Annotated in this window: 21 protein-coding genes and 2 pseudogenes; 13 read left to right on the top strand and 10 right to left on the bottom strand. The window is 62.5% G+C overall.

What is annotated here, in order from left to right:
* Nucleotides 1-91: 91 nt before the first annotated feature.
* From ACHMXK_RS03185 to ACHMXK_RS03165, 5 genes are all read right to left on the bottom strand, one after another.
* The gene (locus tag ACHMXK_RS03185) at nt 92-2,014 is read right to left on the bottom strand and encodes a TRAP transporter large permease subunit (RefSeq protein WP_397437615.1); all 1,923 of its coding nucleotides are present in this window, start codon (nt 2,012-2,014) and stop codon (nt 92-94) included.
* Between the two features lie 2 nt (nt 2,015-2,016).
* Nucleotides 2,017-2,643 (bottom strand): TRAP transporter small permease subunit, encoded by a 627-nt coding sequence (locus tag ACHMXK_RS03180; protein WP_397437613.1) that lies wholly within the window; start codon nt 2,641-2,643, stop codon nt 2,017-2,019.
* A 98-nt stretch (nt 2,644-2,741) separates the two neighbouring features.
* Complete coding sequence (locus ACHMXK_RS03175) at nt 2,742-3,860, bottom strand: TRAP transporter substrate-binding protein (RefSeq protein WP_397437611.1); 1,119 nt, start codon at nt 3,858-3,860, stop codon at nt 2,742-2,744.
* A 165-nt stretch (nt 3,861-4,025) separates the two neighbouring features.
* Complete coding sequence (locus ACHMXK_RS03170; protein WP_397437609.1) at nt 4,026-4,490, bottom strand: DUF6691 family protein; 465 nt, start codon at nt 4,488-4,490, stop codon at nt 4,026-4,028.
* A gap of 16 nt (nt 4,491-4,506) precedes the next feature.
* Nucleotides 4,507-4,917 carry a YeeE/YedE family protein gene (locus ACHMXK_RS03165; RefSeq protein ID WP_397437607.1) on the bottom strand — a complete coding sequence of 137 codons (411 nt, stop codon included), beginning with the start codon at nt 4,915-4,917 and terminating at the stop codon, nt 4,507-4,509.
* Between the two features lie 78 nt (nt 4,918-4,995).
* Here ACHMXK_RS03165 and ACHMXK_RS03160 point away from each other — a divergent pair.
* The 4 genes and pseudogenes from ACHMXK_RS03160 to cqsA all read left to right on the top strand — a co-directional run.
* Nucleotides 4,996-5,673: pseudogene (locus tag ACHMXK_RS03160) on the top strand (MBL fold metallo-hydrolase); the annotation flags it as partial.
* Nucleotides 5,671-6,117 carry a rhodanese-like domain-containing protein gene (locus ACHMXK_RS03155; RefSeq protein WP_397442428.1) on the top strand — a complete coding sequence of 149 codons (447 nt, stop codon included), beginning with the start codon at nt 5,671-5,673 and terminating at the stop codon, nt 6,115-6,117. The pseudogene ACHMXK_RS03160 and the gene ACHMXK_RS03155, both read left to right, overlap by 3 nt.
* 159 nt (nt 6,118-6,276) lie before the next feature.
* The gene (locus tag ACHMXK_RS03150) at nt 6,277-7,587 is read left to right on the top strand and encodes an acetylornithine deacetylase/succinyl-diaminopimelate desuccinylase family protein (RefSeq protein ID WP_397437605.1); all 1,311 of its coding nucleotides are present in this window, start codon (nt 6,277-6,279) and stop codon (nt 7,585-7,587) included.
* A gap of 150 nt (nt 7,588-7,737) precedes the next feature.
* Nucleotides 7,738-9,003: an alpha-hydroxyketone-type quorum-sensing autoinducer synthase gene (gene cqsA / locus ACHMXK_RS03145; RefSeq protein ID WP_397437604.1), complete on the top strand. Its 1,266-nt coding sequence runs from the start codon at nt 7,738-7,740 to the stop codon at nt 9,001-9,003.
* Between the two features lie 25 nt (nt 9,004-9,028).
* On the opposite strand, the gene ACHMXK_RS03140 is transcribed toward cqsA, so the two are convergent.
* Both ACHMXK_RS03140 and ACHMXK_RS03135 read right to left on the bottom strand, forming a co-directional pair.
* Nucleotides 9,029-9,937 (bottom strand): response regulator, encoded by a 909-nt coding sequence (locus ACHMXK_RS03140; RefSeq protein WP_397437603.1) that lies wholly within the window; start codon nt 9,935-9,937, stop codon nt 9,029-9,031.
* A gap of 88 nt (nt 9,938-10,025) precedes the next feature.
* Entirely contained in the window at nt 10,026-11,243 is a 1,218-nt protein-coding gene (locus ACHMXK_RS03135; RefSeq protein ID WP_397437602.1) for a sensor histidine kinase, read from the bottom strand.
* 174 nt (nt 11,244-11,417) lie between these two features.
* Between ACHMXK_RS03135 and ACHMXK_RS03130 the strand changes: the two genes are divergently transcribed.
* The 8 genes and pseudogenes from ACHMXK_RS03130 (at nt 11,418) to ACHMXK_RS03095 (ending at nt 21,264) form a co-directional block, all read left to right on the top strand.
* Nucleotides 11,418-12,086 carry a LuxR C-terminal-related transcriptional regulator gene (locus ACHMXK_RS03130; RefSeq protein WP_397437600.1) on the top strand — a complete coding sequence of 223 codons (669 nt, stop codon included), beginning with the start codon at nt 11,418-11,420 and terminating at the stop codon, nt 12,084-12,086.
* A 151-nt stretch (nt 12,087-12,237) separates the two neighbouring features.
* Nucleotides 12,238-13,821 (top strand): ABC transporter substrate-binding protein, encoded by a 1,584-nt coding sequence (locus tag ACHMXK_RS03125; protein WP_397437598.1) that lies wholly within the window; start codon nt 12,238-12,240, stop codon nt 13,819-13,821.
* 139 nt (nt 13,822-13,960) lie between these two features.
* Complete coding sequence (locus ACHMXK_RS03120; protein ID WP_397437596.1) at nt 13,961-14,914, top strand: ABC transporter permease; 954 nt, start codon at nt 13,961-13,963, stop codon at nt 14,912-14,914.
* Nucleotides 14,914-15,801, top strand: a complete 888-nt coding sequence (locus tag ACHMXK_RS03115; protein WP_397437595.1) for an ABC transporter permease — start codon at nt 14,914-14,916, stop codon at nt 15,799-15,801. Before ACHMXK_RS03120 ends, ACHMXK_RS03115 begins: the two co-directional genes overlap by 1 nt.
* Complete coding sequence (locus ACHMXK_RS03110; RefSeq protein ID WP_397437594.1) at nt 15,798-17,444, top strand: dipeptide ABC transporter ATP-binding protein; 1,647 nt, start codon at nt 15,798-15,800, stop codon at nt 17,442-17,444. The genes ACHMXK_RS03115 and ACHMXK_RS03110 overlap by 4 nt, the downstream gene beginning before the upstream one ends.
* Before the next feature lie 5 nt (nt 17,445-17,449).
* Nucleotides 17,450-18,950 (top strand): annotated as a pseudogene (locus tag ACHMXK_RS03105) (M81 family metallopeptidase).
* 33 nt (nt 18,951-18,983) lie between these two features.
* A complete protein-coding gene (locus tag ACHMXK_RS03100; RefSeq protein ID WP_397437592.1) occupies nt 18,984-20,429 on the top strand; it encodes an amidase in 1,446 nt (481 codons plus the stop codon).
* A gap of 58 nt (nt 20,430-20,487) precedes the next feature.
* On the top strand, nt 20,488-21,264 hold the full coding sequence (locus tag ACHMXK_RS03095; RefSeq protein ID WP_397437590.1) for a type III pantothenate kinase: 777 nt from the start codon (nt 20,488-20,490) through the stop codon (nt 21,262-21,264).
* A gap of 592 nt (nt 21,265-21,856) precedes the next feature.
* On the opposite strand, the gene ACHMXK_RS03090 is transcribed toward ACHMXK_RS03095, so the two are convergent.
* On the bottom strand, nt 21,857-22,021 hold the full coding sequence (locus tag ACHMXK_RS03090) for a hypothetical protein (protein ID WP_397437588.1): 165 nt from the start codon (nt 22,019-22,021) through the stop codon (nt 21,857-21,859).
* Between the two features lie 180 nt (nt 22,022-22,201).
* Here ACHMXK_RS03090 and ACHMXK_RS03085 point away from each other — a divergent pair, with 180 nt between their 5' ends.
* Nucleotides 22,202-23,398 carry a serine hydrolase domain-containing protein gene (locus ACHMXK_RS03085; protein WP_397437586.1) on the top strand — a complete coding sequence of 399 codons (1,197 nt, stop codon included), beginning with the start codon at nt 22,202-22,204 and terminating at the stop codon, nt 23,396-23,398.
* A 25-nt stretch (nt 23,399-23,423) separates the two neighbouring features.
* On the opposite strand, the gene ACHMXK_RS03080 is transcribed toward ACHMXK_RS03085, so the two are convergent.
* Together ACHMXK_RS03080 and ACHMXK_RS03075 are read right to left on the bottom strand one after the other, a co-directional pair.
* Nucleotides 23,424-24,392 (bottom strand): Bug family tripartite tricarboxylate transporter substrate binding protein, encoded by a 969-nt coding sequence (locus tag ACHMXK_RS03080; RefSeq protein WP_397437584.1) that lies wholly within the window; start codon nt 24,390-24,392, stop codon nt 23,424-23,426.
* A 113-nt stretch (nt 24,393-24,505) separates the two neighbouring features.
* Nucleotides 24,506-25,606 (bottom strand): DUF6352 family protein, encoded by a 1,101-nt coding sequence (locus tag ACHMXK_RS03075; protein ID WP_397437582.1) that lies wholly within the window; start codon nt 25,604-25,606, stop codon nt 24,506-24,508.
* Nucleotides 25,607-25,703 lie beyond the last annotated feature (97 nt).

The following is a 25,703-nucleotide window of genomic DNA, read 5'->3' as shown; positions in this document are numbered from 1 at the left end:
TAAGTTGACGTTTACGTAAACGTCAATATTACCGCGTTCCCAACAAAAAGGGGCGCTTGCGCGCCCCTTGAACGGTCAATAACAGCATCTGCTATCCGGCTGGTCCGCCATACAGGTATTGCGGTAACCACAGTGTCATGCCCGGCCAGATGTACATGAACACCATGCAGAGGATCACGATCAGCATGTAAGGCATCATGCCCGCGAAGATCTGGTTGATCGTGACATGCGGCGGTGACACCCCTTTCAGGTAAAAGGCCGCCATGGCCACCGGTGGCGACAGGAAGGCCGCCTGCAGGTTGACGAAAACCAGCACGCCCCACAGGATGGGGTCGATCTGGAAATGCTGTAGCAACGGCAGAAAGATGGGCACAAAAATCACGATGATTTCGGTCCACTCCAGTGGCCAACCGAGGATGAAGATGATGGCCTGCGACAGCAGCAGGAACTGCAGCGGAGACAGATCCATGGACAACACCCACGTTTCGACCACACGCTGGCCGCCCAGCAGCGCGAACACGGCCGAGAACAGCGCCGAACCGACAAACAGCCAGCACACCATGGAGGTGGTCTTGGCGGTCAGGAACACGGCCTCCTTGATACGCTGGAAGTTCAGCGTGCGTGCATGCCAGGCCATCAGAAAGGCCCCGGCCGCACCGACCGCCGCCGACTCGGTGGCCGTGGTGATGCCAAACAGGATGACGGCCAGCACGATGAAGGTCAGCAGTGCCAGCGGCATCACCGACGACACCAGCATGCGCAGGATCTCGAACTGCTCGGCATCAAAGCGCCAGTAATACCAGGCCAGCAGCAGCAGGCTGATGGCGCAGGCGATCCAGAAGCCGGTGTAAAACGCCGGCGGCACGGCTGCTGTTTGCGGGCCATGGGCCGATGGGTCGCCAAACTGCTCCATAGCCGGCTCGCCCTTGCTGCCTGACGGTGGCTCCTGCACATCGCTGGAGCCTGGCGGGGCTTGCAGGCCGTCTTCGGCCGGTGGCTCTCGCAAACTGCCGGCGGCAGGGGGCTCCCGCACGTCGCCGTCCCCGGGCGATGCGGGGCTATCGGTACTCGCTTTGGCGGTTTGTGTCACCTGGGGGGTGCTGGCGTTGTTGTCTTCCTGGGAATGGATGACCACGTACCACCAGACGGCGCCCAGCGTGACAGCGGTCAGCGCCAGTGGCACCAGCGACAGCCCCAGGCTTTTGACCAGCAGGCCACGCGTGATGGTCACACCTTCCGCGGCGCCGCGCAGCGCCCTGCCCGGCGCGGCCGCGGCGGCGGCCAGAGCGGGCAACATACGGCGCGAATAAACGTTCGACACATGGGACACCCAGGGCTGCACCGGCACCTGTTGCTGCTCGGGCGGAAGTTTGGGCGCAATCTTCGGATTGATCAGCACCCAGCCGATGATGTAGATCAGGTAGAGCAGTGCCAGGAAAAAACCAGGAAACATGGCCGCGGCATACAGCTTGACCACCGACTGACCGGCGACCGCGGCGTAAACAATGATCATCACCGACGGCGGGATCAGGATGCCCAGCGTGCCGCCGGCGGTGATCACGCCGGCCGCCAGCCGCGTGTCATAACCGGCATTGAGCATGGGTCGCATCGCGATCACACCCATCAGCACCACCACGGCACCCACCAGGCCGCTGGCAATACCCCAGAAGGTGCAGATGATCAGCGTGGTGACGGCCAGCGAGCCGGGTACGCTGCGAAACGCCAGCTGAACACTGTGGAACATCTTGTCCACCAGCGCGCCGCGTTCCATCACATAACCCATAAGCACAAAAAGCGGTATCGATAAAAGCGTTTCATTGGTCATGGCGCCGAAAGCGCGCTGCACCATCAGGTCGAAAATCCGGTTGTCCAGCCAGTGTGCGGCGGGATCGTAAAACGCGGCGTAGCCGAACAACATGCCCAGCCCCATCAGGGTGAACGCCGTCGGGAAACCCATCATGATGACCACCACGATGAGGCAAAGCATGGTCATGCCAAGTGCTGCATTACTCATGATCAACCCTTCATCCCTTTGGACTTCTCGATGGCCAACTGGCGCGACGCTTCGTCGACATATTCGCTGCCAGCCAGTTGCTGCGCGACCACGTCGGCTTCCTCGGCGTCCTGCAGGCGCGGCGTCCAGACGCCGGTGCGGACACAAACCAGGCAGCGCAGCATTTCCGAGAGGCCTTGCATCAGCACAATCGCGCCTGCCAGCGGGATGATGAACTTGAAGGGGTAGACCGGAATCGGGTCGGCGTTGAAGGTCTGCTCGTGGATGGCCAGCGAGTCCTGAAAATAAGTCCATCCGGCCCAGGTGAGCGCCGCGATGCCGGGGATGAAAAACACCAGGTAGAGCACCAAGTCCAGCGTCGCCTGGGTGCGCGGTTTCATGCTGCCATAAAGGAAATCCCCGCGCACATGGCCGTCATGCGCCAGGGCGTAAGCCCCGCCCAGCATGAACAGCGTGCCATACAACATGTTGTTGGCGTCATAAATCCAGGCCGTTGGCGCGTTGAGCGCGTAGCGTTTGAAAACCTCGGCGCAAACCAGAAGCATCAGCGCCACGATCAGCCAGGCCGCAGCCTTGCCGACCCAGGTGCTGATGTGGTCAGCCATGTGAATAAGTTGTTGAACGGTCATGAAAATACTCGTTGGCCCAGGGGTGGAGCGGTACAAAACAAAACCAGCCATCCAGAACAACCGGATGGCTGGCTGACGTCTTCAAGGGAATACCGGGATCAGGCTTTTTTCTTGCTGAAATAATGGTTGTAGGCCATTTTGAAATCCACCGTGTAGTCGTTATGCCACTGGCCGGCGCGCTGGGCAAAGGTGCGCTGCGAATCCAGCACCTTCTTGAACAGCGGGTTCTCTCCAGCCTTTTTGGCAATCGTGGTGTCCCAGGCTGCCAGTTGGGCGCGCAGCACCGCATCCGGCGTCTTGTAGAACTTGATGCCCTGCTTTTTCATGGCTTCATAGTCCTGCGAGTTGCGGTCGATGGACTTCCAGCTCATGTCGGCGCTGGCGGCTTGCACGGCGTAGTCGATGATGGAGCGCAGTTCCTGCGGCAGCGCGTTGTATTTGGTTTTGTTAAAAAGGATTTCGAATTGCTCGCCGCTTTGGTGAAAGCTTTGCAACATGCAGTTTTTCACCACGTCGGGAAAACCCAGGACGCGGTCGGACGTGGCATTGTTGAACTCGGCTGCGTCGATCAGGCCGCGGTCCAGCGCCGGCACAATCTCGCCGCCCGGCAGCGGATTCACGGCGGTACCCATCACGGTGAACATGTCAACCGCCAGGCCAACGGTGCGGAACTTCAGGCCTTTCATGTCTTCGACTTTGGCGACCGGTTTCTTGAACCAGCCCAGCGGCTGGGTGGTCATGGGGCCGTACAGGTAGGACACCACGTCCATGTTGATCGATTTGTAAATCTCGTCCAGCAGCGCCTTGCCGCCGCCGTAGTTGTGCCAGGCCAGCACCATGTTGGCGTCCATGCCATAGCCGGGGCCGGAACCCCACAAGGCCAGCGCCGAATTTTTGCCGTAGTGGTAGGCCACCACGCCGTGACCGCCGTCCAGCGTGCCCTTGTTGACGGCTTCCAGCAACTGGAAGGCCGGCACTACAGCGCCTGCAGGCAAGACTTCAATCTTGAGTTTGCCGCCGGCCATGTCGTTGACCTTTTTGGCGAAGTCATTGGCGAATTCGTGGAAGATATCCTTCGCCGGCCAGGTACTCTGGAAGCGCAGGGTGGTGGCGGTTTGTGCGGTGGCCAGCATGGGCGCTGACATGGCGCCAGCGCCGGCGGCCATGGCGGCGCCCTTGAGCAGGCTGCGACGGCGAGGGGTTTTGATATCGGTCATGGTTTGTCTCCTGTTGTTAAAAAACGTTAGCAAGCTATCTTTTGTCATTGACGTCTTGCATGTAAGAGGGTTTTTACCAACCGAACAAAGCCAATGGCACTTAATTGGGCTGAAACTGTGCTTCCGGCCTTGGCCGGCGTTCTGTTGTCAGTTTCACGTCAAGTTTCAAGCCGCTACGCGCCCTATCCAGCGCCGCGCCAAGGCCATACCAACAAGCATCGCCAGCACAAATACCCCCGCGTCCAGACCGCCGGTCAACAGCGACGCCAGCGCCGGCCCCGGGCAATAACCCACCAGCCCCCAGCCAATGCCGAACAACGCCGCCCCCAGCAACAGTCGACTGTCGATATCGCGGCGTGTGGGCAACTCAAATTTATCGGCCAGCCAGGGCTTGCGTTCTGGGTGCTGGCGGGACGGCGGCGTGAGGGCGAAAGCCAGCAGCATGAGCAGCAAGGCGCCACCCATCACAAATACCAGGCTGGGGTCCCAGGGACCAAAACGCGCGGGGTCGACGATGCCGGCCACGTTCAGAAAACCCATCACCTTGGCCGGCTGCGTCATGCCGGAAACCACCAGCCCCACAGCAAACAAGGCGCCCGATGCCAGGGCCAGCAAAATTCTTTTGATCATTTTGGCCTCCAGCCCTTTATCTATAAGCGTAAGAAGCTATAAAAACCGTAGCAACTCCGGCACCCATGAAGGTCAGGGTTGCCACCAGTGAACGCAGCGAACGGCGACCCAGGCCGCAGACGCCATGGCCGCTGGTGCAGCCGGAACCCAGCACGGTGCCGAACCCCACCAGCAGGCCGGCGACCAGCAGCAGCGCCAGAGGCCGCAGCGGTGTGGCCGGCGGCTGCAGCCAGGCGGCCGTCGCCGCACCGGCCAGCACCAGGCCAGCAAGAAAAGCCCAGCGCCAGGCGACGTCCGAGCGGTCGCGGCTGAGCAGGCCAGACACAATGCCGCTGATGCCGGCGATGCGCCCCAGTGACGCCAGCAACAGCCAGCTGGCCAGCCCAATCAGCAGGCCGCCCACAAGGGATTGCAAATAGGGATGCATGAACCACTCCTTAACGTTCTAAACTTGTTGTCGATCCCCGTCAGCATAACGGTCTGACCCCCCGTCCGGAGACCCGCCATGAACCCGATTCAGCTTTTTGATCCTGCCTCCAGTACCTACACTTATTTACTGTTCGATCCCGCGACACGCGAGGCCCTGATCATCGACCCGGTGGATCAGCAGGTCGAGCGTGATCTCGCCGTGTTGCGCGAGCACGGTTTGACGCTCTTGTGGACCGTGGAAACCCATGCCCACGCCGACCACATCACCAGCGCCGGACAACTGGCCGAACACACGGGCGCCCAGACCGCGGCGCCGGAAGGCTGCGGCATCGCGACGGCCGCCAGCCAGCTCAAGGACGGCGATGTGTTGCGGTTCGGCGGCGAGCAAATCACGGTGATACACACGCCCGGGCATACCGCCGGCAGCGTGTGTTATCGCTGGCGCCAGCATCTGTTCACCGGTGACACCTTGCTGATCAATGGCTGTGGCCGCACGGATTTCCAGTCGGGCAGCGCCGAGGCTTTGTACCAAAGCATCACGCAAAAGCTGTTCACCTTGCCGGACGACACCGTGGTCTGGCCCGGACACGATTACCAGGGCCGAACCCAGTCGACAATCGCGGCCGAGAAGGCCGGCAATGCACGCATCGCCGGCAAAAGCCAGGCCGAATTTGTGGCCACCATGGCGCAGCTCAAGCTGCCCCGGCCTGCACGCATGGATGAGGCGCTGCCCGCCAACCAGAATTCAGGCATGGTGGCCCGCCGCCACGATGCCGGTGGCGAGGAGGTGTCGCAGCCGCAGCCCGCGGCCGGTTACGCCGGTGATGTCTCGGCCCAACTGGCCTGCCAGTGGTGGCAAGCCGGCGAGGCGGTCTTGATTGATGTACGCACCGACGCCGAACGCGAATGGGTCGGTTTTGTGCCCGGTGCGGTGGCACTGGCCTGGAAGCAGTGGCCGGGCATGGCCTTGAACCCGGCCTTCGACGCGGGTCTGCAGGCCGCCGTGCCGCCCGGCAAAAAGGCCGTGCTGTTGTGCCGCAGCGGCGTGCGTTCCATCGCGGCGGCAAAACGCGCCACCGAACTGGGGCTGGAGGCCTACAACATCCTCGAAGGTTTCGAGGGCGACCCGGACGCCGAGGCGCACCGCGGCGCACGCGGCGGCTGGCGCTATCGCGGTTTGCCCTGGCGGCAGAACTAAGCCCCCACGCTTGTCGCTTCGCGTACTGCGCTGCCCCCTGAGGGGGCCACTGCGCCTGCGGCCCGGCTAAGCCGGTTCCGCGGCCCCGGCTTGAAAATTCCGGCACCGACGATGGCCAGGCGACAAGACAGCGATGCGGGGTTCACATAAACTGGCCGCATGAACAACGACAGCCTGCTCAAACGCATTGAAGCGAAGCGCGACGAGGTGGTGGCGCTCACGCAAGACCTGGTGCGTATCCCTACCGTCAACCCGCCTGGTGATGCATACGAGGCCTGCGCCCGCCTGCTGGGTGAGCGGCTTCGAAAACGCGGCTTTGCCGTCGAATACATTCGTGCCGAAGGTGCGCCGGGGGATCGCCACTCGCATCCGCGGGTCAATGTGGTGGCGCGTTACGAAGGTACATCCGCCGGCGAGTGTGTTCACTTCAACAGCCACATCGACGTGGTGGAAGCCGGCTCTGGCTGGACCACCGATCCCTTTGGCGCCGAGGTCAAAGACGGCAAGGTTTTCGGCCGCGGTACCTGCGACATGAAAGGCGGGCTGGCCGCCAGCGTGATTGCCTGCGAAGCGATTCTGGAGGAAGGTCTGCCCTTTCCCGGTGCGCTGGAAATTTCCGGAACGGTGGATGAAGAGTCAGGCGGTTTTGCCGGTGTCGGGTATCTGGCCGAGCGCGGTTATTTCACGAAACCACGTGTGCACCACGTGATCATTCCCGAGCCGCTGGGGGTGGACCGCATCTGCCTGGGCCACCGCGGCGTCTGGTGGGGCGAGGTCGAAACCCTGGGCCGGATCGCCCATGGCTCCATGCCTTTTTTGGGCGACAGCGCCATCAACCACATGAGCGCTTTTATTCACCTGCTGGAAACCCAGCTGCAGCCGCGCTTGTCGCAGCGCCACACCGCCGAACCGGTGGAGCCGCCCGGTGCGCGTGTCAGCACGCTCAACATCAACAGCTTGCATGGCGGCCAGGTCGAACAATTGTTTGCGCTGGACGCCCTGGGCCGGCCTACCGGCGACCTGCCTTCGCCTGTTGTTGCGCATTCCTGCCGCGCGGTGCTGGATCGCCGTTTTATCGCCGAGGAAAACCTGGAGGCGGTCAAGGCGGAGATCGTGGCCATGCTCGAAGAACTCAAACGCAACCGGCCCGGCTTCAATTACGGCCTCAAGGACATCATGAGTTTTGTGCCCACGGCCACACCCAGGGAGGCGCCCGTGGTACTGGCCACCGCCCGCGCGATTGCCCGCGTCTTGGGCCGCGAAGCCAGCTACATCTCCAGCCCCGGCACCTACGACCAGAAACACATCGTGCGCACCGGCAAGCTCGATGCCTGTATTGCTTACGGCCCCGGCATTCTGGATCTGGCGCACCAGCCCGACGAATACGTGGGTATCCAGGAACTGGTGGACAGCGCCAAAATCATGGCGCTGGCAGCGCTGAGCCTGACCAAAGGGCAACACGCCCCATGATTTGATTAGTACAAAAGTATTGGTTTAATCAACCACTACCACTTAATCTCATTTTTTGGCGTTTGACCCCTGTTAATGTTGACAGGGGGTGACAACTCAAATTTGTCAATTTCATTTTCAATGGTGTTACTTTTTCACAAGGTAACCACCATGCATACTGAAATTCTTGAGCGTTCCCCCCTTTCTGCGGTCACCAAATCCGCCATCAACCCCGGGCTCTCGGCCCATTTGAAGCAGCGTATTGCCCGCGACTTCACCCCGCGCTGGCAGGACCAGTGGGGCGGAAAATTTGTCCTGCACGGCAAAACCGCCGGTTCTAACGCCGTGCGCCTGGATGGCAACGACTACCTCAGCGTGACCGGCCATCCGGACATCGTGGGCGCCCAGGTGGCGGCCCTGCGCAATGACAACGAATTCGTGATCCAGTCCGGCGTGTTTGTCCATGGCGAACACCCGGCCCGTTCGCTGGAAAAAAACCTGGCGCAGTGGGTGGGCAAGGAGGACGGTTTTGTGTGCCAGTCCGGTTATTCCGCCAACGTTGGCCTGCTGCAGGCGATCGCCGATGCACAAACGCCGGTGTACCTCGACACGCTGGCGCACACCTCCTTGTGGGAAGGTGCCCACGCAGCCCGCGCGCCGGCCCACCCGTTTCGCCACAACGACCCGGCCCACCTGGACCGGGTGTTGTCGCGCCATGGCCCCGGCGTGGTGGTGGTGGATTCGGTCTACAGCACCACAGGCGCCCTGTGTCCGCTGCGCGAGATCGTGGAGGTGGCCGAGCGCCATGGCTGCATGATCCTGGTGGACGAGTCGCACTCCCTGGGCACCCACGGACCCGGCGGCGCCGGACTCTGTGCCGAACTGGGTCTGACGGACCGGGTGCACTTCATCACGGCCAGCCTGGCCAAGGCCTTTGCCGGACGCGGCGGCTTTTTCACCGCACCGGCGGAACTGAGGTATTACATCCTGAGCTCAAGCTACCCGAACATCTTCAGTTCCTGCCTGCTGACGCATGAAATCGCCGGTCTGGATGCCACCCTGACCGTGATCCGCAACCGCGACGAGCAACGGCAGCGTCTGCGTGCCCACACCCTGCGTCTGCGCACCAGCCTGTCCGACATGGGTTACCCGATTCACCAGGGCACGGAGCAAATCATTTCACTGGAGGCCGGGACTGAGCCGGACACCATGGTGTTGCGCGACCATCTGGAAGGCCGCGGGGTTTTTGGCGCCGTTTTCTGCGCGCCAGCCACCAGCCGCAACCGCGCCATGGTGCGTCTGACGCTGCATGCAGCCCTGACGGATGCTGAACTTTGCCACGTGGAGGCGGTGGCGCGTGAGGTGGCGCCGCTGGTCAAACCTTGGGACTGGCCAATTGCCAAGCGTGCACGCGCGGCGGAAGCAGCAGCCAACTAAAACAGGCCAAGAAAGCTGGCTTTGGCTAGTCCTGCACCGTGCGATGGCTGTGCTTTTTAAGCCATTGGCTGTAGCCCGTCCATCCACGCGGCCGGGTCGCCAGTTCGACCGGAAACAGCGCTGCCAGCAGCGAGCCTTCGTGGCCAATCGAAAATGCGGGCGTGAGCCGGGGTGGGCCGGCTTGCCCCAGGGCTTGCTGAAGCTCCAGATCCACCAGGTGGCGACCGTGGCGGATGTCGGCGGCCGCGGCGGCCCCCAGGCCTTGGGATTCGGCCAGTTCCGCCAGCTCAGCCAAGCCCGCGGCGGATTCCAGTTGCAGCCAGCTGACCCGGCCTTCGGCATCCATACCCAGAATGCCGAAGGGCTGACCAATCACCACATGTTCGACCCAGTGGCTGCCGGCCAAGCCAGTGAGTTGCCGGGCCACCGAGGGCACTTGCAGCAGGGCATGCTGCGGCTGCGTCAGTGCGGCACGCCAGGTCTGCGTGTGGCGCAGCTGCGGCCGGTCCAGCATGCGCTGCACAACGGCAATCAGGTGTTGCGAGATATCCGGCGTCTGTTTGGCGATGAACTGGTCGATCAAGCCCCGGTTGAAGGCGCTGACCGCCACATGTTCGTCGGCCTGGCCGGTCAGCAATATCCGGCCGCCCGGCCAGTCTGTCAGTTCGGTCAGCGCCTGCAGGCCGTCCATGCCGGGCATGGCGTAGTCGAAGACGCAGACCTGGGTCAAGGCATAACGTTCGGTATGGGTGGCCCAGTACTGCAGGATTTGCGGGATCAGCAGGCTGCCGGCCCGCCAGTTGTCGATCATCTCCTGCTGGGCCCAGGCATCAGCCTCCCACAGCGGGGGCTCCTGCTGCAATTCATTGATACAGGCCTGAGGCCGCAGGTGGAACTTGACGTGCCACTGCCGTGGCAACACCATGGCCAGCATTTCAAGGTAGCCAGGATCGTCATCAAGAAAAACAATCGCCCCGGGGCGATGGAACAGGGGAAACTCATGGTGACGGTTGTGGGTTGAGTTACCTGAGAACCGGAAGTTCAATGATAAAGATAGCGCCGCGGCCAGGCTCCGACTTAACACGAATGGTGCCGCGGGCGCTCTGCACCACTTGCCGGCAAAAAGCCAGCCCCAAGCCATGGCCGGTTCCCCGGTCGGTCGAGAAAAACGGCTCAAAAATACGTGCCTGCAGCTCCGCGGCAATCCCGCTGCCCTGGTCCGTGATGACTATACGCCCGGAACCGTTGAGCACCCCGATTTCAATGCGCAAGTCACCTGTTTTGGGGGCTGCGCTACCGGCTGCCAGCGAATGAAAGGCATTTTTCAACAAGTTGTTGATGACTTGCGCGAACAGCCTGTAGGACGACTCGAAAGAAAAATCCTTGCGCAGCACCAAGACGACGCTGTCCCGCTCGCGCGAGTTGCGGTAAGGGTAGTCCTTGATCACGCCACGCAGCAATTCGGAGGCCACAACCGTTTCCTTATGGATGGGCAGGCGCTGCAGGCGTGCATTGGCGATCTGGGTGTCGATCTGCTGGTTCATGTTGCGCACCAAGGTGTGCAGCCGCACCACCAGTTGCTCAAGCCGTTGCGCATCGATCGCCTCCCGGGGCTGACGGGTTTCGTTGCGCACGGCATCACCAATCAGCGACATGGTGGCCAGCGGCGTGCGCAACTCGTGGGCCATGATGCCAATGGTGGTCAGCGTGTGCTGGAGGTGGTCGCGCCTCAGGTTGGCCGACGACAGCCCCAACAGCAGGGCGCTGGCCCAACTGAAGGCAATCACCACAGCGTTGATCGCGAACTGCTGCTCGCTCATGGGGGGCACGGCAGGTCCGACCCACAGGAACAGCGCACCGGCCAGGAACACGCCGCTGAGCGTGCCCAGGGTGGCGACACGCCAATCGGTCACATGGTAATAAATCAGCACCATGGCGCAGAAGCTGCTCAGCCAGACCGTGTTGCCGTTGTTGCAAAAATACATCCAGCTAAAAAACAGCGGCAGCTGGATCCAGAAAACCAGGCTGAAAATACGGGCGGACAGTTTGCTCGACGGATCGCGGGTGATGCTGTTGGAAATCAGCAGCAAACCCAGCGCGCCCAGCACGGCGCGCAGCCCGGGGTTTTCATAAGGCTGCGGCAACCAATGGCCCCAGATCCAGCCAAACAGCGGGTGGCCCACCAGCGTGAACAGGCCCAGGGCGCGCAAACGCCACGGCGAGGGGTGCAAAATAGGCACCAGCTGTTCCTGAAACAGTTCCACCTTGATTCGCGCCAGCAGCCGGCCCCACGTCCCGGGAAGACGCCACAGCGCATGAATCCATTGTTTGATCCTCGCAGGCCACCTGGACGTCATGAATAAATCTTGGAACATATCTCCGCACATTGTCACCGTTCTGGAGGGGCGCTGAAGGTGCGCCTACCTGTCAACTTTGACAGTGTTGCGCTCGATGGCATGTTGGGTGACTGGATCTCCGCGCTGCGCGACTTTTCGGTGGAAGCGGTGGTGGTTCTGGGGCCCGACCCGTTTGGCCAGCGGCAAGACCGCCTGGTGGCGGCTGTGCACCCTCCCCGCTTTCTGGACGCAGCTTCGGCGCTGGCCGAAAGCCTGGACTTTGGTGCGCCCTGGCGGGAGTCGGATGCGCCGCTGGTCGCCTGGCAGCACATTGCCAACTCAGACCGCGCCAGCGGCGGCCGCTGGCGCCTGCTGTGGCTGGCGCACGGGTTTCAAAGCGTCGTGCGGGTCGAATTCCCCTTGCCGGCGGGCCGCGCCTTTGAATGCTTCATGTTCAGCCCGCGCCAGTTTCACGACCGGGCCGAAGCCGCCGCCCTGGTCTGGTCGGCCCTCAATATCTGGCCGTTTTTCAAACGCACCATGGCCACGGCCAGCAGTCCCTTGAGTCCGCGCGAGGGCGAATGCCTGATCCTGGCTTTTGAAGGCCTGACGGCACGCCAGACCGCCGAGCGTTTGTTGTGCACGGAACGCACCGTGAATTACCACATGGCCAATGCCATGGCCAAACTCAAGGTGGACAACAAGATGTCGGCGATCCAGCGCGCCTGCTGGCTAGGTGTGATCTGAAGGATGACCCGTACAGGCGCTGACAGGACGGTGGGCGTGCATGGTGTTTAATGAGATGGCTGGAAAGTTGCCTCTTGCATGTGGTTACATTACGAGGCTAGTCTGTGCGTCTTGTCTGAATTTTCCAACTTTGTCTTGAAGGAAATTTGTCATGAAACGTCGTTCCCTCTTTGCCCTGGCCAGCTCGGCGGCCTTGATCACAGGTCTTCTGATGCCTCTGGCGGCCCAGGCGCAGACAAAAACGCTGAAGATCGTGCCGCATTCGAACATCACGATCCTGGACCCGATCTGGACCACGGCATTTGTGACACGCAACCACGGTTACATGATTTACGACACGCTGTTCGGCACCGACCTCGAAGGCAAGGTCAAACCGCAGATGGTGGACACCTACAGCGCCTCCAAGGACAACAAGGTCTGGACCTTCACCTTGCGCGAGGGCCTGGAGTTTCACGACGGCAAGCCCGTGACCAGCGAAGACGTGGTGGCCTCGCTCAAACGATGGGCCAGCCGTGACAGTTTTGGCGGTGTCATGGCCAAGAGCCTTGACAGTTACGAAACGCCCAATGCCAAGACATTTGTCATCAAGTTCAAGCAGCCTTTTGGCGTGATGCTGGAAGCCCTCGGCAAGCCTTCGTCGAACGTGCCTTTCATCATGCCCGCCCGGATTGCGGCCACGCCGGGCAGTGAACAAATCAAGGAAAACATCGGCTCCGGCCCCTACAAGTTTGTCACCGCCGACTACAAGCCAGGCGAGAAGCTGGTTTATGTCAAAAACGAAAAATACAAGCCACGCGCCGAGGTACCCAATGGCACCACAGGTGGCAAAAACGTCTACCTGGACCGGGTCGAGTGGATCATCATCCGGGATCCGCAGACCCAGTTCAATGCGCTGATTGCCGGGGAAGTCGACATCATCGAGCAGCCGGCTTTTGAGCAATACGCCTCGCTCAAGGCCGCCAAGGACATCAAGATTGTGGACGCCCAGCCGGACGGCCTGCAATTCATCTTCCGCTTCAACCACCTGCATGCGCCGTTTGACAACGTAAAAATCCGGCAAGCCGCGATGGTCGCCATGGGCCAGGAGGCGTTTCTGAAAACGCAGGTGGGTGCGCCCGGCATGTACAAGTTCTGCAAGAGTATTTTTCCTTGCGGCACGCCCTATGCCAGCGACAACGCCGGCATTTTCACCGGTATGGCCAACCCCGTCAAAGCCAAACAAATGCTGGCCGAAGCCGGCTACAAGGGCGAACCCGTGGTGCTGATGCGCCCCACCGACCTGACCTCGATTGCCAAGCTGCCGCTGGTCGCCAAGCAGCAGCTGGAAGCCGCCGGCTTCAAGGTGGACATGCAGCAGTCCGACTGGGCCACGCTGCTGGCCAGACGCGCCAAAAAGGATGCCCCCGACAAAGGCGGCTGGAATGCCTTCATGACGGCCTGGACCGCCGGTGACATCCAGAACCCGCTGACCATGGCCATGCTCAACGCCACTGGCGACAAGGGTTGGTTTGGCTGGCAGGACGACAAGGTGATTGAAGAACTCAAGGTCAAGTTCGCGCAGGCGGGCAGCGAGGCGGAGAAGAAAAAACTCGCCGAGCAACTGCAGCTGCGCGCCATAGAAACCGCCACCCATGTGCCACTGGGCCAGTACAACAACCCGGCCGCCTTGCGGAGCAACATCACCGGACTGGTGCCCGGTGGTGCTCAGGTGTACTGGAACATCAAAAAGAACTAATGCCCCCACGCTTGTCACTGCGTGTACTTCGCTGCCCCCCTAGGGGGCGCTGCGCCTGCGGCCCGGCGAAGCCGGTTCCGCGGCCCCGGCTGGTGAAGAGGGCGCCCCACGCCGGGCGGATGGCGGTCGGCAAACAGGCATGCTGAAATTCCTGCTGCAACGTCTGCTGGCCACCATCCCGGTTCTGCTGGTGGTGGCTGTCGTGGTTTTCCTGATCCTGCGGCTGACCCCGGGGGATCCGGCCGCGGTGATTGCCGGCAACAACTCGACCAACGAAGACATCGAAAAAATCCGCGAAGCGCTGGGCCTGAGCAAACCCTTGCTGACCCAGTTCTGGATCTGGTTCAGCCATGTGTTGCAGGGGGATCTGGGGTATTCGTTCTACCTGAACAAACCCGTCACCGAACTGATTGCCCAGCGGCTGGAGCCGACCCTGAGCCTGGCGGTCGGCACGCTGTTGCTGGCCGTGCTGGTGGCGGTGCCGCTGGGAACCATCGCCGCCTGGCGTATGGGGGGTTGGCTAGACCGGCTGCTGTCGGGCTTCTCGGTAGCGGGATTTTCAATTCCGGTGTTTGTGACCGGTTACCTGCTGATTTACATTTTTGCCGTGCAACTTGAATGGTTCCCGGTGCAAGGCTACCGGCGCCTGTTCGGCGCCGACGGTCAGGGTGTCTGGGCCTGGGCGCGCCAGCTGGTGTTGCCCTGGGTCACACTGGCCATGATTTATGTGGCCCTGATTGCCCGCGTCACACGCGCGAGCGTGTCCGAGGCCTTGACCGAGGACTACATCCGCACGGCCCGTGCCAAAGGCCTGACCGAATCCGCGGTGCTGATGCGCCATGCGCTGGCCAACGCCGCCGTGCCCATCGTCACCGTGATTGGTATTGGTGTGGCGCTGCTGATCGGCGGCGTGGTGGTGACCGAAACCGTGTATTCCATACCCGGCTTGGGCTCGCTGACGGTGGACGCGGTGCTGAACCGTGATTTCCCGGTGATCCAGGGCCTGGTGTTGTTTTTCAGTCTTTTGTACGTGTTGGTCAACTTGCTGGTCGATGTGAGTTATCTGTTTCTCGACCCGAGGATTCGTTACTGATGTCGGCCTGGCAACTTCTTTTGCAGCGCCTCTGGCGCAACAGCGCTTTCCGCTTCGGCGTAGGGGTGTTGGGCCTGTTGCTGCTGCTGGCCGCGCTGGCCCCCGTTCTCGGTACGGTCGACCCGGCGGCCATGGATTCGGCCCACATCAATACGGCGGCGGGCGTGCATGGCCAGTTTGCGCAGCTCGACGGCACGCAGGTGGGACACACCTTCTGGATGGGCGCCGACAACTTCGGCCGTGATATTTACAGCCGCGTCTTGTACGGCACGCGCACCTCGCTGCTGGTCGCGGCTTTCACCGCGGCGGTGGCGATAGGGGTAGGGGCCTTGCTGGGCATGTTGGCCGGTTATTTTCGTGTGGTGGATGCGGTGCTGATGCGTTTCATGGACGGGCTGATGGCCATTCCCGCCATCCTGCTGGCGATTGCGCTGGTGGCGGCGTTGGGCGCGCAGTTGTGGACGGTGGTGGTGGCGATAGCCATTCCCGAAATCCCGCGCGTCACGCGCCTGGTCCGGGCCATGGTGCTGACCTTGCGTGAGGAGCCGTTTGTCGAAGCCGCACGCGCGCTGGCGACGCCAACGCCGGTAATTTTGTGGCGACATATCCTGCCCAATGCCATGGCGCCGCTGATTGTGCAAGGCACCTTTGTTGCCGCGTCGGCTGTGTTGACCGAGGCGATTCTGAGTTTTCTCGGCCTGGGCCTGCCGGCCGACATTCCGACCTGGGGCAACATCATGGCCGAGGGCCGGGTGCAGTTCACTCAGTACCCGGGCAATGTGTTGTTCCCCGCCCTGTTTCTGGTACCGACGGTGTTGGCGATCAATCTGCTGGGCGATGGATTACGCGACGTGCTGGACCCGAAATTTTCCAGGCGTACCCCATGAGCTCAAGCACCGAACCGGTCCTGGTCATCGACCAGCTGCATGTGGCCTTGCCGCCCGGCAGCGACCGGGCCTATGCGGTCGAAAACGTCAGCTTCGGCATCCACCCCGGTAAGACGCTATGCGTGGTGGGGGAGTCCGGTTCCGGCAAATCGGTGATGGCCACCGCCGTGATGGGCTTGCTGGCGCGCGAGCTGAAAGCCGGTCCGGGCAGCATTCTGCTGCAGGGCGAATCCTTGCTGCTTGCCTCGGCCCAGCGCCTGCGCAGCCTGCGCGGCCAGGCCATGGGCATGGTGTTTCAGGAGCCGATGACGGCGCTGAACCCCGTGATGACCTGCGGCGACCAGATTGACGAATTGCTCAGGCAACACACCGACTGGGGCGCCAAACGGCGCAGCGACGCGGTGCTGGACATCGTGCGGCGCGTCAAGCTGCCGGAGCCTGAACGCATGGTGCGCAGCTACCCGCACCAGCTCTCGGGCGGGCAGCGCCAGCGCATCGTGATTGCGATGGCCGTGATTTTGCAGCCAGCCCTGCTGATTTGCGACGAACCGACCACAGCGCTGGATGTCACCACACAAAAAGAAATTCTTAGGCTGATTGAAGAGTTGCAAGCCGACCTGTCCGGCGGGCATCGCTGCGCCGTGTTGTTCATCACACACGACATGGGGGTGGTGGCCGAGATCGCCGACGATGTGCTGGTGATGCATCAGGGGCGTGCGGTTGAATACGGCACGCGCGATGCGGTGCTGAACCATCCGCAGGCCGACTACACCAAGATGCTGCTGGCAGCGGTGCCCAGCATGACGCCACCGCCGGCACGGCCGGCACCGGCGGGCCCGCCTTTGCTGCGCGGGCAGGCGGTCAGCAAAACCTATATGGCGCGCGACTGGCTGGGCCGCAGCCGGTCGACGCATGCGTTGCAGGCGGCCTCGGTGGCCGTCCATGCGGGTGAAACCGTGGGTGTGGTTGGGGAGTCCGGTTCGGGTAAATCAACCCTGGCGCGTTGCCTGATCCGTCTGATCGATCCCACCGGCGGTCAAGTCTGGTGGGGCCGGACTGGTCAGGAGCAGAACGGTGCTTTGCTCGACGTGGCCCACTTCGGCGAAGGCCAGCTCCGGCCCTTGCGCAGCCAGGTGCAGGTGGTGTTCCAGGACCCCAATCGCTCGCTGAATCCGCGCCGCAAGGTCGGTGATTCGATTGTCGAAGGCGCTATCAATTTCGGAGCCACTTACGCAGAAGCCATGGCGCTGGCGGTCAGTTTGATGGATAAGGTCCGGCTGCCCGCCGAAGGGCTGCAGCGTTACCCCAGCCAGTTCTCGGGCGGACAGCGCCAGCGCATCGCGATTGCCCGTGCGCTGGCCTGCCGGCCGCGTGTGCTGGTGGCCGATGAAGCCGTCAGTGCACTCGACGTGAGTGTGCAGGCGCAGATTTTGAAACTGCTGCGCGAGATCCAGGCCGAGTTGGGTCTGGGCCTGCTGTTCATCACCCATGACCTGCGCGTGGCGGCCCAGCTCTGCGACCGTGTCATCGTCATGCACCAGGGCCGCATTGTCGAAGAAGGGCCAACCACCGAGCTGTATGCCCGCCCGCAACACGATTACACACGTCGGCTGCTGGCCGCCGCACCTGGAGCTGTATTTTGAAAAGCCTGAAAGTTCTTGTCGCTGGTTACCAGCATGAAACCAACACCTTCGCGCCGACGCTGGCCGACTGGGCGGCCTTCAACCGGGGCGACTCTTTTCCCGCGTTTATTCATGGCCAGGCCATGCTGGACAAACTCACCGGCATCAACATCCCCATGGGCGGGTTCATCGACGCGGCGCACACCAAAGGTTGGCAGCTCATCCCCAGCAGCTGGTGCGGCGCGATCCCGTCGTCTTATGTGACCAAGGACGCCTTTGAGCGTATCAGTGCGTCCATCCTGGCCGATGTGCAGCGGGGCGGTTTTGATGCGGTCTACCTGGACCTGCACGGCGCGGCCGTGGCCGAACATGTGGACGACACGGAGGGCGAATTGCTGGCCCGCATCCGCCACGTGGTCGGCGCTGACATTCCCATCGTTGCCAGCCTGGACCTGCATGCCAATGTCACGCAACGCATGTTGCAGGAGGCCGACGCGCTGGTGGCCTACCGCAGTTATCCCCACGTCGACATGGCGGCCACCGGCGAGCTGGCCGCGCAGTTGCTGGCACGCCGGCTCAAGCTCGGGCGGCGTGAGCCGCTGGATGCCCGGCGCCTGCCTTTTTTGATTCCGCTGAATGCGCAAAGCACCTGGATGGAGCCGGCCAAAAGTATTTACGAGGAGTTGCTGGCACTGGACCGAGACTTTGATGCGGTCCTGAGTTTTTGCATGGCGTTTCCGGCGGCTGATTTTGCGGAATGTGCGCCTATGGTCTGGGGCTATGGCGAGTTGGCGGCGCAAGCCGTGCAGCGCCTGGGGGATCGCGTGGCCGAGCCGACACAGTGGCGGCTGACGACGCTGGACGCCGCCGAAGCCGTGACGAAAGCCATGGCGCTGGCCGCGCACAGCGGCAAACCGGTGGTGATGGCCGACACCCAGGACAACCCCGGGGCCGGCGGCGACAGCAACACGACGGGCCTCTTACACGCCTTGCTGCAGCAGGGCGCGGGCCGGCGTTTTCCCGGCCAGGTCGCCCTCGGCCTGATGTTCGACCCCCGAGGCCGCGGCCATGGCCGCGGCAGCCGGCGTGGGTGCCACGATTTCTACCACCCTGGGCAAAGCCGTGCCCACCTTCACTGGCCAACTGAGTGATACGCCAGTGCGCGGCGCCTTCAAGGTGCGCGCCGTGCACGAGGGCACTGTCACGCTCAAGGGCCAGATGATGACCGGGCTCGCCGTGCACCTCGGGCCTTGCGCCTGCCTCGAGATCGAGGGTGTGCTGGTGGCCGTGGCCAGCGGCAAAAAACAGATGCTGGACCGCGAGTTGTTCCGCATGGTCGGCATTGAACCCGAAGCCATGAAAATCATCGTGGTCAAAAGCTCCAACCACTTCCGTGCCGACTTCACGCCGCTGGTGGCCAACGCCGCCACCGACATCCTGATTGCCAAGGCGGCGGGGCCCATGGCCGCCGACCCGGCCGACCTGCCCTGGAAAAATTTGCCCGAGTCGATCCGGCGCAGGCCCTAGAACCGTTTCCAGTCCCCCGCTTTGGAGTACCCGATGACGCCATCCGCACCTTCTTCCGACCTCGCCGACTGCACGGCGACCGAGCTGCTGCAGCTGTACAAAGCCGGCGAGGCCTCGCCGGTCCAGGCCACCGCTGCGGTTTTGGCGCGGATTGACACGCTGAATCCCACAGTCAACGCCTTCTGTCTGGTGGCGCATGAGTCCGCCATGCAGACTGCGCGCAATAGCGAGGCGCGCTGGCAACGTTTTCGCAACAAGGGCGAGCCCTGCGGCGAACTGGACGGTGTGCCGGTGTCCATCAAGGACCTGATCTTGACCCGCGGCATGCCTACCTTGCGCGGCAGCCACACCGTCGATGCGAAACAGCCTTGGGACGTGGACGCCCCGGTCACGGCGCGGCTGCGCGAAGCCGGCGCGGTGATTCTCGGCAAAACCAACACACCCGAATTTGGCTGCAAGGGCGAAACCAATTCGCCACGCAGCGGCATCACACGCAACCCCTGGGATCTCAGCAAAACCCCGGGCGGCTCCTCAGGCGGGGCCGCGGCGGCGATAGCGGCCGGCATGGGGCCACTGGCCATGGGCACGGATGGCGCCGGCTCGGTGCGTATCCCGGCGGCGTTTTGTGGCAACTTCGGCCTCAAGCCCAGCTTTGGCCGGGTGCCGGCCTATCCGCTGTCGCCGTTTGGTTCGGTCGCCCACCTGGGCCCGCATAGCCGCAGCGTACGCGATGCCGCGCTGATGATGAATGTGCTGAAAAAGCCCGACGACCGCGACTGGACCTCGCTACCACCCGACCCCAGCGACTACCTGCAAGGCCTGGAGGACGGTGTGCGCGGTCTGCGCATCGCCTGGTCGCCGACACTCGGCTATGCAAAAAACGTGCATCCCGAGGTGGCCCGTTCGGTCGCGCAAGCCGTGGCGCAACTGGTGGAGCTGGGCGCCCATGTCGAGCTGATAGACCCCGGGTTTGAGGACCCGCTGGAAATCACCACCGGCCTGTGGTTTGCCGGCGCCTGGACGGTCTGGAACACACTGTCGGCCGAACAGCAGGCACTGACCGACCCCGACTTGCGCGCAGAGGCGCTGCTGGGTGAAAAACTCAGCATGCTTGAGCTGCAACGCCTGCATTTGCGGCGTGGCGCTTTAGGCAGCCACATGCGCCAGTTCATGCGGCGTTTTGACCTGCTGGTGACGCCCAGCGTCGCCGTGCCGGCCTTCGAGGCGCGACCGGCCGGTCATTCACCGATGGATTCAGCGGCCATGCTTGGCTGGACGCCGTTTTCTTATCCCTTCAACCTGACCCAGCAACCGGCCAGCACCGTGCCTTGCGGCGTGACGACGGCGGGTTTGCCGATAGGCCTGCAGTTTGTCGGACCTATGTTTGGCGATGCCCTGGTGCTGCGTGCCTCGCGTGCTTACGAAGCCGCGCGTACGGGGATGGTTGACTTCAAACGACCGGTGGCACTGGCGTCCTGACAAGCCCTTGGGCACCACAATTCGGAGTGGTCCCCGAACCTGTTCATAATCCTGACACATGACTTTCCTTGCACTTGACGTGGGCAACACCCGCCTGAAGTGGGCCCAGTACGAAACGCCGATCGCCGGATCGCGGGTGCTGGCCCATGGGGCCGTGTTTCTCGAAAACATTGACAAGCTGGCCGATGAAGAATGGCACGGCTTGCCCGTGCCCTCGCGCATCCTTGGCTGCATCGTGGCGGGCGACGCCATCAAGCGGCGAGTGGTCGAGCAAATGGAGTTGTGGGACGTGGCGCCACGCTGGGTCGTGCCTAGCGCCCAGGAGGCCGGGGTGAGCAACGGCTACGACCACCCGGCCCGGCTGGGCGCTGACCGCTGGGTCGCGATGATAGGCGCGCGGCACCGGCTGCTGGCGCGCGGTATTCAAAAACCCTGCGTGGTGGTGATGGTCGGTACCGCGGTCACGGTCGAGGCGCTTGATGCGTCCGGCAAGTTTCTGGGCGGCATCATCCTGCCTGGCCACGGCATCATGCTGCGCGCTCTGGAGTCGGGCACGGCCGGCTTGCATGTACCGACCGGCGAAGTCAGAGACTTCCCCACCAATACCAGCGACGCCTTGACCAGCGGCGGCACCTTCGCGATTGCCGGCGCCGTGCAACGCATGGTGGAAAACGTCACACGGCATTGCGGTGAATCCCCCGAATGCATCATGACCGGCGGCGCAGGCTGGAAGATGGGCCCCAGCATGTCGGTCAAGTTCGAGCTGGTGGAAGGCCTGATTTTTGATGGTTTGCTGGAGATTGCTTCCAGGCGATTTCCGCTGGATGTCTCCTAGCCATTTTTGACGCGGAACACCGCCTCCAAGACTCCCCGCGTCCGTTCCCGCTTCGCTCCTTAATCCCCTCTTGTGGATCCATTTCGTCCATACGTGGAAGGGCTCCGCCGGCACAACCATTCGCATGCGCGGCTGAGCCACCAACGAAATTTTGGTCAAAAAGCCGTGACTTGAAGCGATGGCTTGCGCAATCGTGAAGGCAGCCGTGATTCACATTTTCGGGAACACGAACTGGCAAAGTCCAGGCAACAAAGTCAGTCACTCGACGTTTGCAAGGACGTCAACAGCTAGCACCCGGCATGACCGTGAACATCGTGAACGAAGCGTCCAGACGATCGAGCATGGTCTCTCCGGATAAACCGGACAGCCTTGAACCGCTACGTTTTAGATAGCTGCTTGCGACCAGCAGACAAGGGCTGGAGGCCAATTTGACTCATAAAAAGTGGATGCAAGGCCTGTGGGCCGCTGCAGGCACCCGATGCGCGGCGGTAACGCGGCGAACAGTGCAAAAAACAAACCCAGGCCCTGAACGAAGTCAGGGTGCCTGGGTGATGGGCGGTTTCGGGCAAACCGCCCTGGCGGGCTAAAGGGCTTAGCCGCCTTTGTGTGGGCGCTTGCCCGGGTTTTTCTTGCTGCGTGTCCAGGTGCCACGCTCCAGGCTGACTTTCTGGCCACGGCCGGCGGTGCGGGTCATGCCGGCGGCAGGAATGGGTTTAGGGGCGCAAATGTCGGCTTCGACTCTGATTTTTTTCGGCATGAAGGGCTCCGGTTCGGGTTAGTGAAACCCCTAATTAGGCCACAATCCGGCGCGGCCTTGCCGCCGGGACCATGGACTGGGGCGAAAAACAGGGAAATTGAGGGGTTGGCAGCCCAGATGGCGCGGGATTTACGCCACATTTCGCCGATAGTTGGCCTACCCAGTTTTTTGAAACCCGCCATGAAACGACGCGCCCTTCTGCTGTCCGCAGCCGCTCTGCCCCTCCTGCCCGCCACTACCCAGGCCAGTGAAACTTGGGGCCAAGCCCAGGATTACCCTGGCGGCTGGGGCAGCCCGCCCAACTGGGCTGGCCACAAGACCTTGCGTGTAGGCAACTATTCGGGTGGTTACGAAAAAATGTTCCCCTGGCACACCATCGCCGCGCCGGCACACGCCAGCCCGCTCCGTGTCGACCTGCGCGACGACCTCAGCTACCGCTGGGGCCTGTTCAGCAAGACGGCCCCGGAGTACCTCAAGGGCTCGCCCGTCACCGGCCTGCTGATCGCGCGCCAGGGCGTGATCCTGGCCGAGCATTACCAATTTGATCGCCAGCCCCAGATGCGCCTGACCAGTTGGTCCATAGCCAAAAGCATCACCTCTTTGTTGCTGGGCATTTGCCTGGACCGCGGCCTGATCCGTTCGCTGGATGACACGGCGCAAAGTTATGTCCCAGAACTCCAGGGCACGCTGCACGGCGGTATCACGCTGCGCAACCTGGCCAATATGTCCAGCGGCGCGGCCATCCTGCATGACCGCGACAACCCGCAGATTTACCCCAAGGCTTTTTTGCGCAAAAACAGCGACCTTGAACTGACGATCAAGGACTGGAACCTCAGCGAAGGCCCGCAGGGTGCGCGCTACAACTACAACGAGTTGTGCCCGCTGACGGTCGGCATGGTGATACGCCGGGTCACCGGCAAAACCCTCGCCGCGTTTTGCCAGGAAGCCTTGTGGCAACCCATGGGCGCCGAAGCCGACGCGAGCTGGCTGACCGATTCAAAAGACCGGGAGTACAACTGCATCGGCTTTGCGGCCCGGCTGCGCGACTGGGCACGCCTGGGTCAGATGGTGGCGCAGAACGGCGCGATGGAAGGCCGGCAGGTGGTCAGCGCGCGCTGGATCAACGAATGTGCGTCCTGGTCGGACAAGGACGCCCAGGTGCGCCATGGCACGGCCATGAACGGCATGGGCTACAAGTGTTTTTTCTGGCACCCGAAAGCCGACGGCGCGTGGATGATGATGAACGGCCACCACGGCCAGCGTGTGTTGATTGATCGCAAGACACAAACCGTGATGGTGCAGACCGCGGTGGACAGCGAAGGCCCGTGGCAGCGCGAGTTTTTTGAGCTGTTTGCGGCAGCGACGCGGCTAACGTAAGTCCGCGCCAGCGACCGCTTAAGCCTTACTCAATCGTCGCGCCGGAGGCCTGCACAATACCCTTCCACTTCTGGTAATCGGTCTTGAGCAGATTTGAAAACTGCTCGGCGCTCATGTTCTGGGTTTCGGCGCCCTGCGCATGGATGGCGGCCTTCATCTCCGGCGTGGCCAGCAGCTTGTTGACCTCGGCATGCACCGTGGCGACGATGTCCTTGGGCGTGGCGGCCGGCATGAACAGGCCATACCAGGTGCTGACGTCAAAGTCCTTGTAACCCAGCTCGGCCACGGTGGGCACATCGGGCAGCGAGGTGCTGCGGCGGGCCGAGGTGACGGCCAGCGGGCGCAGCTTGCCGGCCTTGATCTGGCCCATGGCCGAAGGCAGGGACGACACCATCAGGTCCACATTGCCGGCCAGCACGTCCATCAGGGCGGCGTTGGAGCCTTTGTAGGGAATGTGCCGGATCTTGATGTTGGCGGCGGTCTTGAAAATTTCGCCGGCCAGGTGAATCGTGGTGCCGTTGCCGGGCGAGCCATAGGTGATGGCGTCGGGTGCGGCCTTGGCAGCGGCCACCACGTCGGTCAGCGACTTGAAGCGCGAATTGGTGCTGGTGACAATCACCACCGGCGTGTAGGCCACATGGGCCACGGCCACCAGGTCTTTGGTCGGGTCGTAGCTGAGGTTTTTGTACAGCCAGGGCGCGACCACCATGTTGTCTTTCTGGCCCATCACCATGTCGTAACCCGCGGGCGCAGCGCGCACGGCTTCGGCAATACCGATGGTGCCGCCGGCACCCGCGCGGTTGTCGGCAATCACGGTCCACTTGCTGACCTCGGTGAGTTTGTTGGCCACCAGCCGCGACAGGATGTCGGTGCCGCCGCCCGGTGGGAAAGGCACGATCATGCGTATCGGTTTGGCCGGGTAGGACTGGGCCTGCGCCGCACCCGCCGTCAATGCGAGGGCGAGCAACACAAAAGAAGAAAGCTGTCGAAACATGGATGGATCACCTGGAAGGTCCGCGCGCAGGGCGGAGGAACAATGAAAAAAAAAGGCGCACGGGCAAAACGCCTGGCAGCCCGCATTTTATTCGCCGTTAGCTTGGCAGCGGCTTACTGCCGTGCTGCGGCCAGCGGCAAACTCAGCAGCAGGTTCTGCGGCTTGAGTTTGACGACCTGGTCGGCCGTCATCATCAGTCCCAGGTAAACCGGTTTGCCGGCCACGTCGGCGCGCATCTCCTGCGGGTTGGCAAAGTCCAGCCGGAACAAACTCAGCAGGCGCGACATGCGCTCGGCCTCGACCGGCCGGTCTTCGTACAAATCATTGAGCAGCGCCGTGGCTTCCACGTCCAGCCCCACGTGCCAACGCCAGGCTGCGTCGTCAATTTTTTGCAACGGCCGGATGCTGACGGCGACACCGAGGAAATGTTGCACCCACTTTTCCAGCACGCGGGCCAGCGCGCTCAAGCCGGAACGCGCGCGCGTCATGGTGAACACCAGACCGTGGCTGAGGTCGTTGTGGACTTCGTGGGTCAGATCGAGCAGAAAGTGATGTTTGTCGCTGGCCGGCCAGTAGTCGGGCATGTTGTGGTCGCTAAGCACCTGCAGCTCGATGCTTCGCAGCGGGGCTTTGGCTTCGGCCAGAAAACGCCCGAAGTCGCCCAGCCCGCCGGTCTCGTTCAACATGTCCATCACGGCACGGTCGCCGGCCAGCACCTGCCCCTCCTGCGTGGAGAGGCGCTGGCTGCGAAACAAGAGTTCCGCGGCACGTACTTCGTAAGCGTCGTTCACATCGTCCAGCAGATGGCGCAGGATGGCCTGGGCCAGCAGGTCGATGAACAGCGGCGGGATGGTGATGGCCTTGCCGCGAAACAAACCCAGGTAATAAGCCTCCAGCGTGCCGGCAGCCAACAAGCCGTCGCGAAAAAGCAGGAACAGGCGATAACTGTCACGCGCATCGCCGTCCGCAATGGCCTGCAGCTCGGCATCCGCCACAGCCCGTGAGGGCGCTGCCCGCAGCGCGGCGTGCAAAGCCTGTTCGGCCGCGCAGGACTCGGGCAGCAAGGCCAGCTCGGGGCGGTCCAGGAACAGGCGCAGGTAGTTGTCGGTGGGCAGCAACCAGCCCCGCGTGTTGCGCTGGAGCTGGCTGTAGCCGCTGGAAGGCCAAAAGTTTTGCATGGACGCCATCGTCGCATATTGCGCAGTGTCGCTCATTTGCTACCAAATCAATAGCTTATTGCGCCCGTCGGATAAGGGCTAGAGACCTATTCTTCATATAAAAATGATCCAAATCACTCGCTGAAGGGAAACC

Source organism: Polaromonas sp. UC242_47 (genome assembly GCF_044452385.1).
In the GTDB taxonomy this organism is placed as follows: Bacteria; Pseudomonadota; Gammaproteobacteria; order Burkholderiales; family Burkholderiaceae_C; genus Polaromonas.
This window is presented reverse-complemented; position numbering and strand designations above follow the sequence as displayed.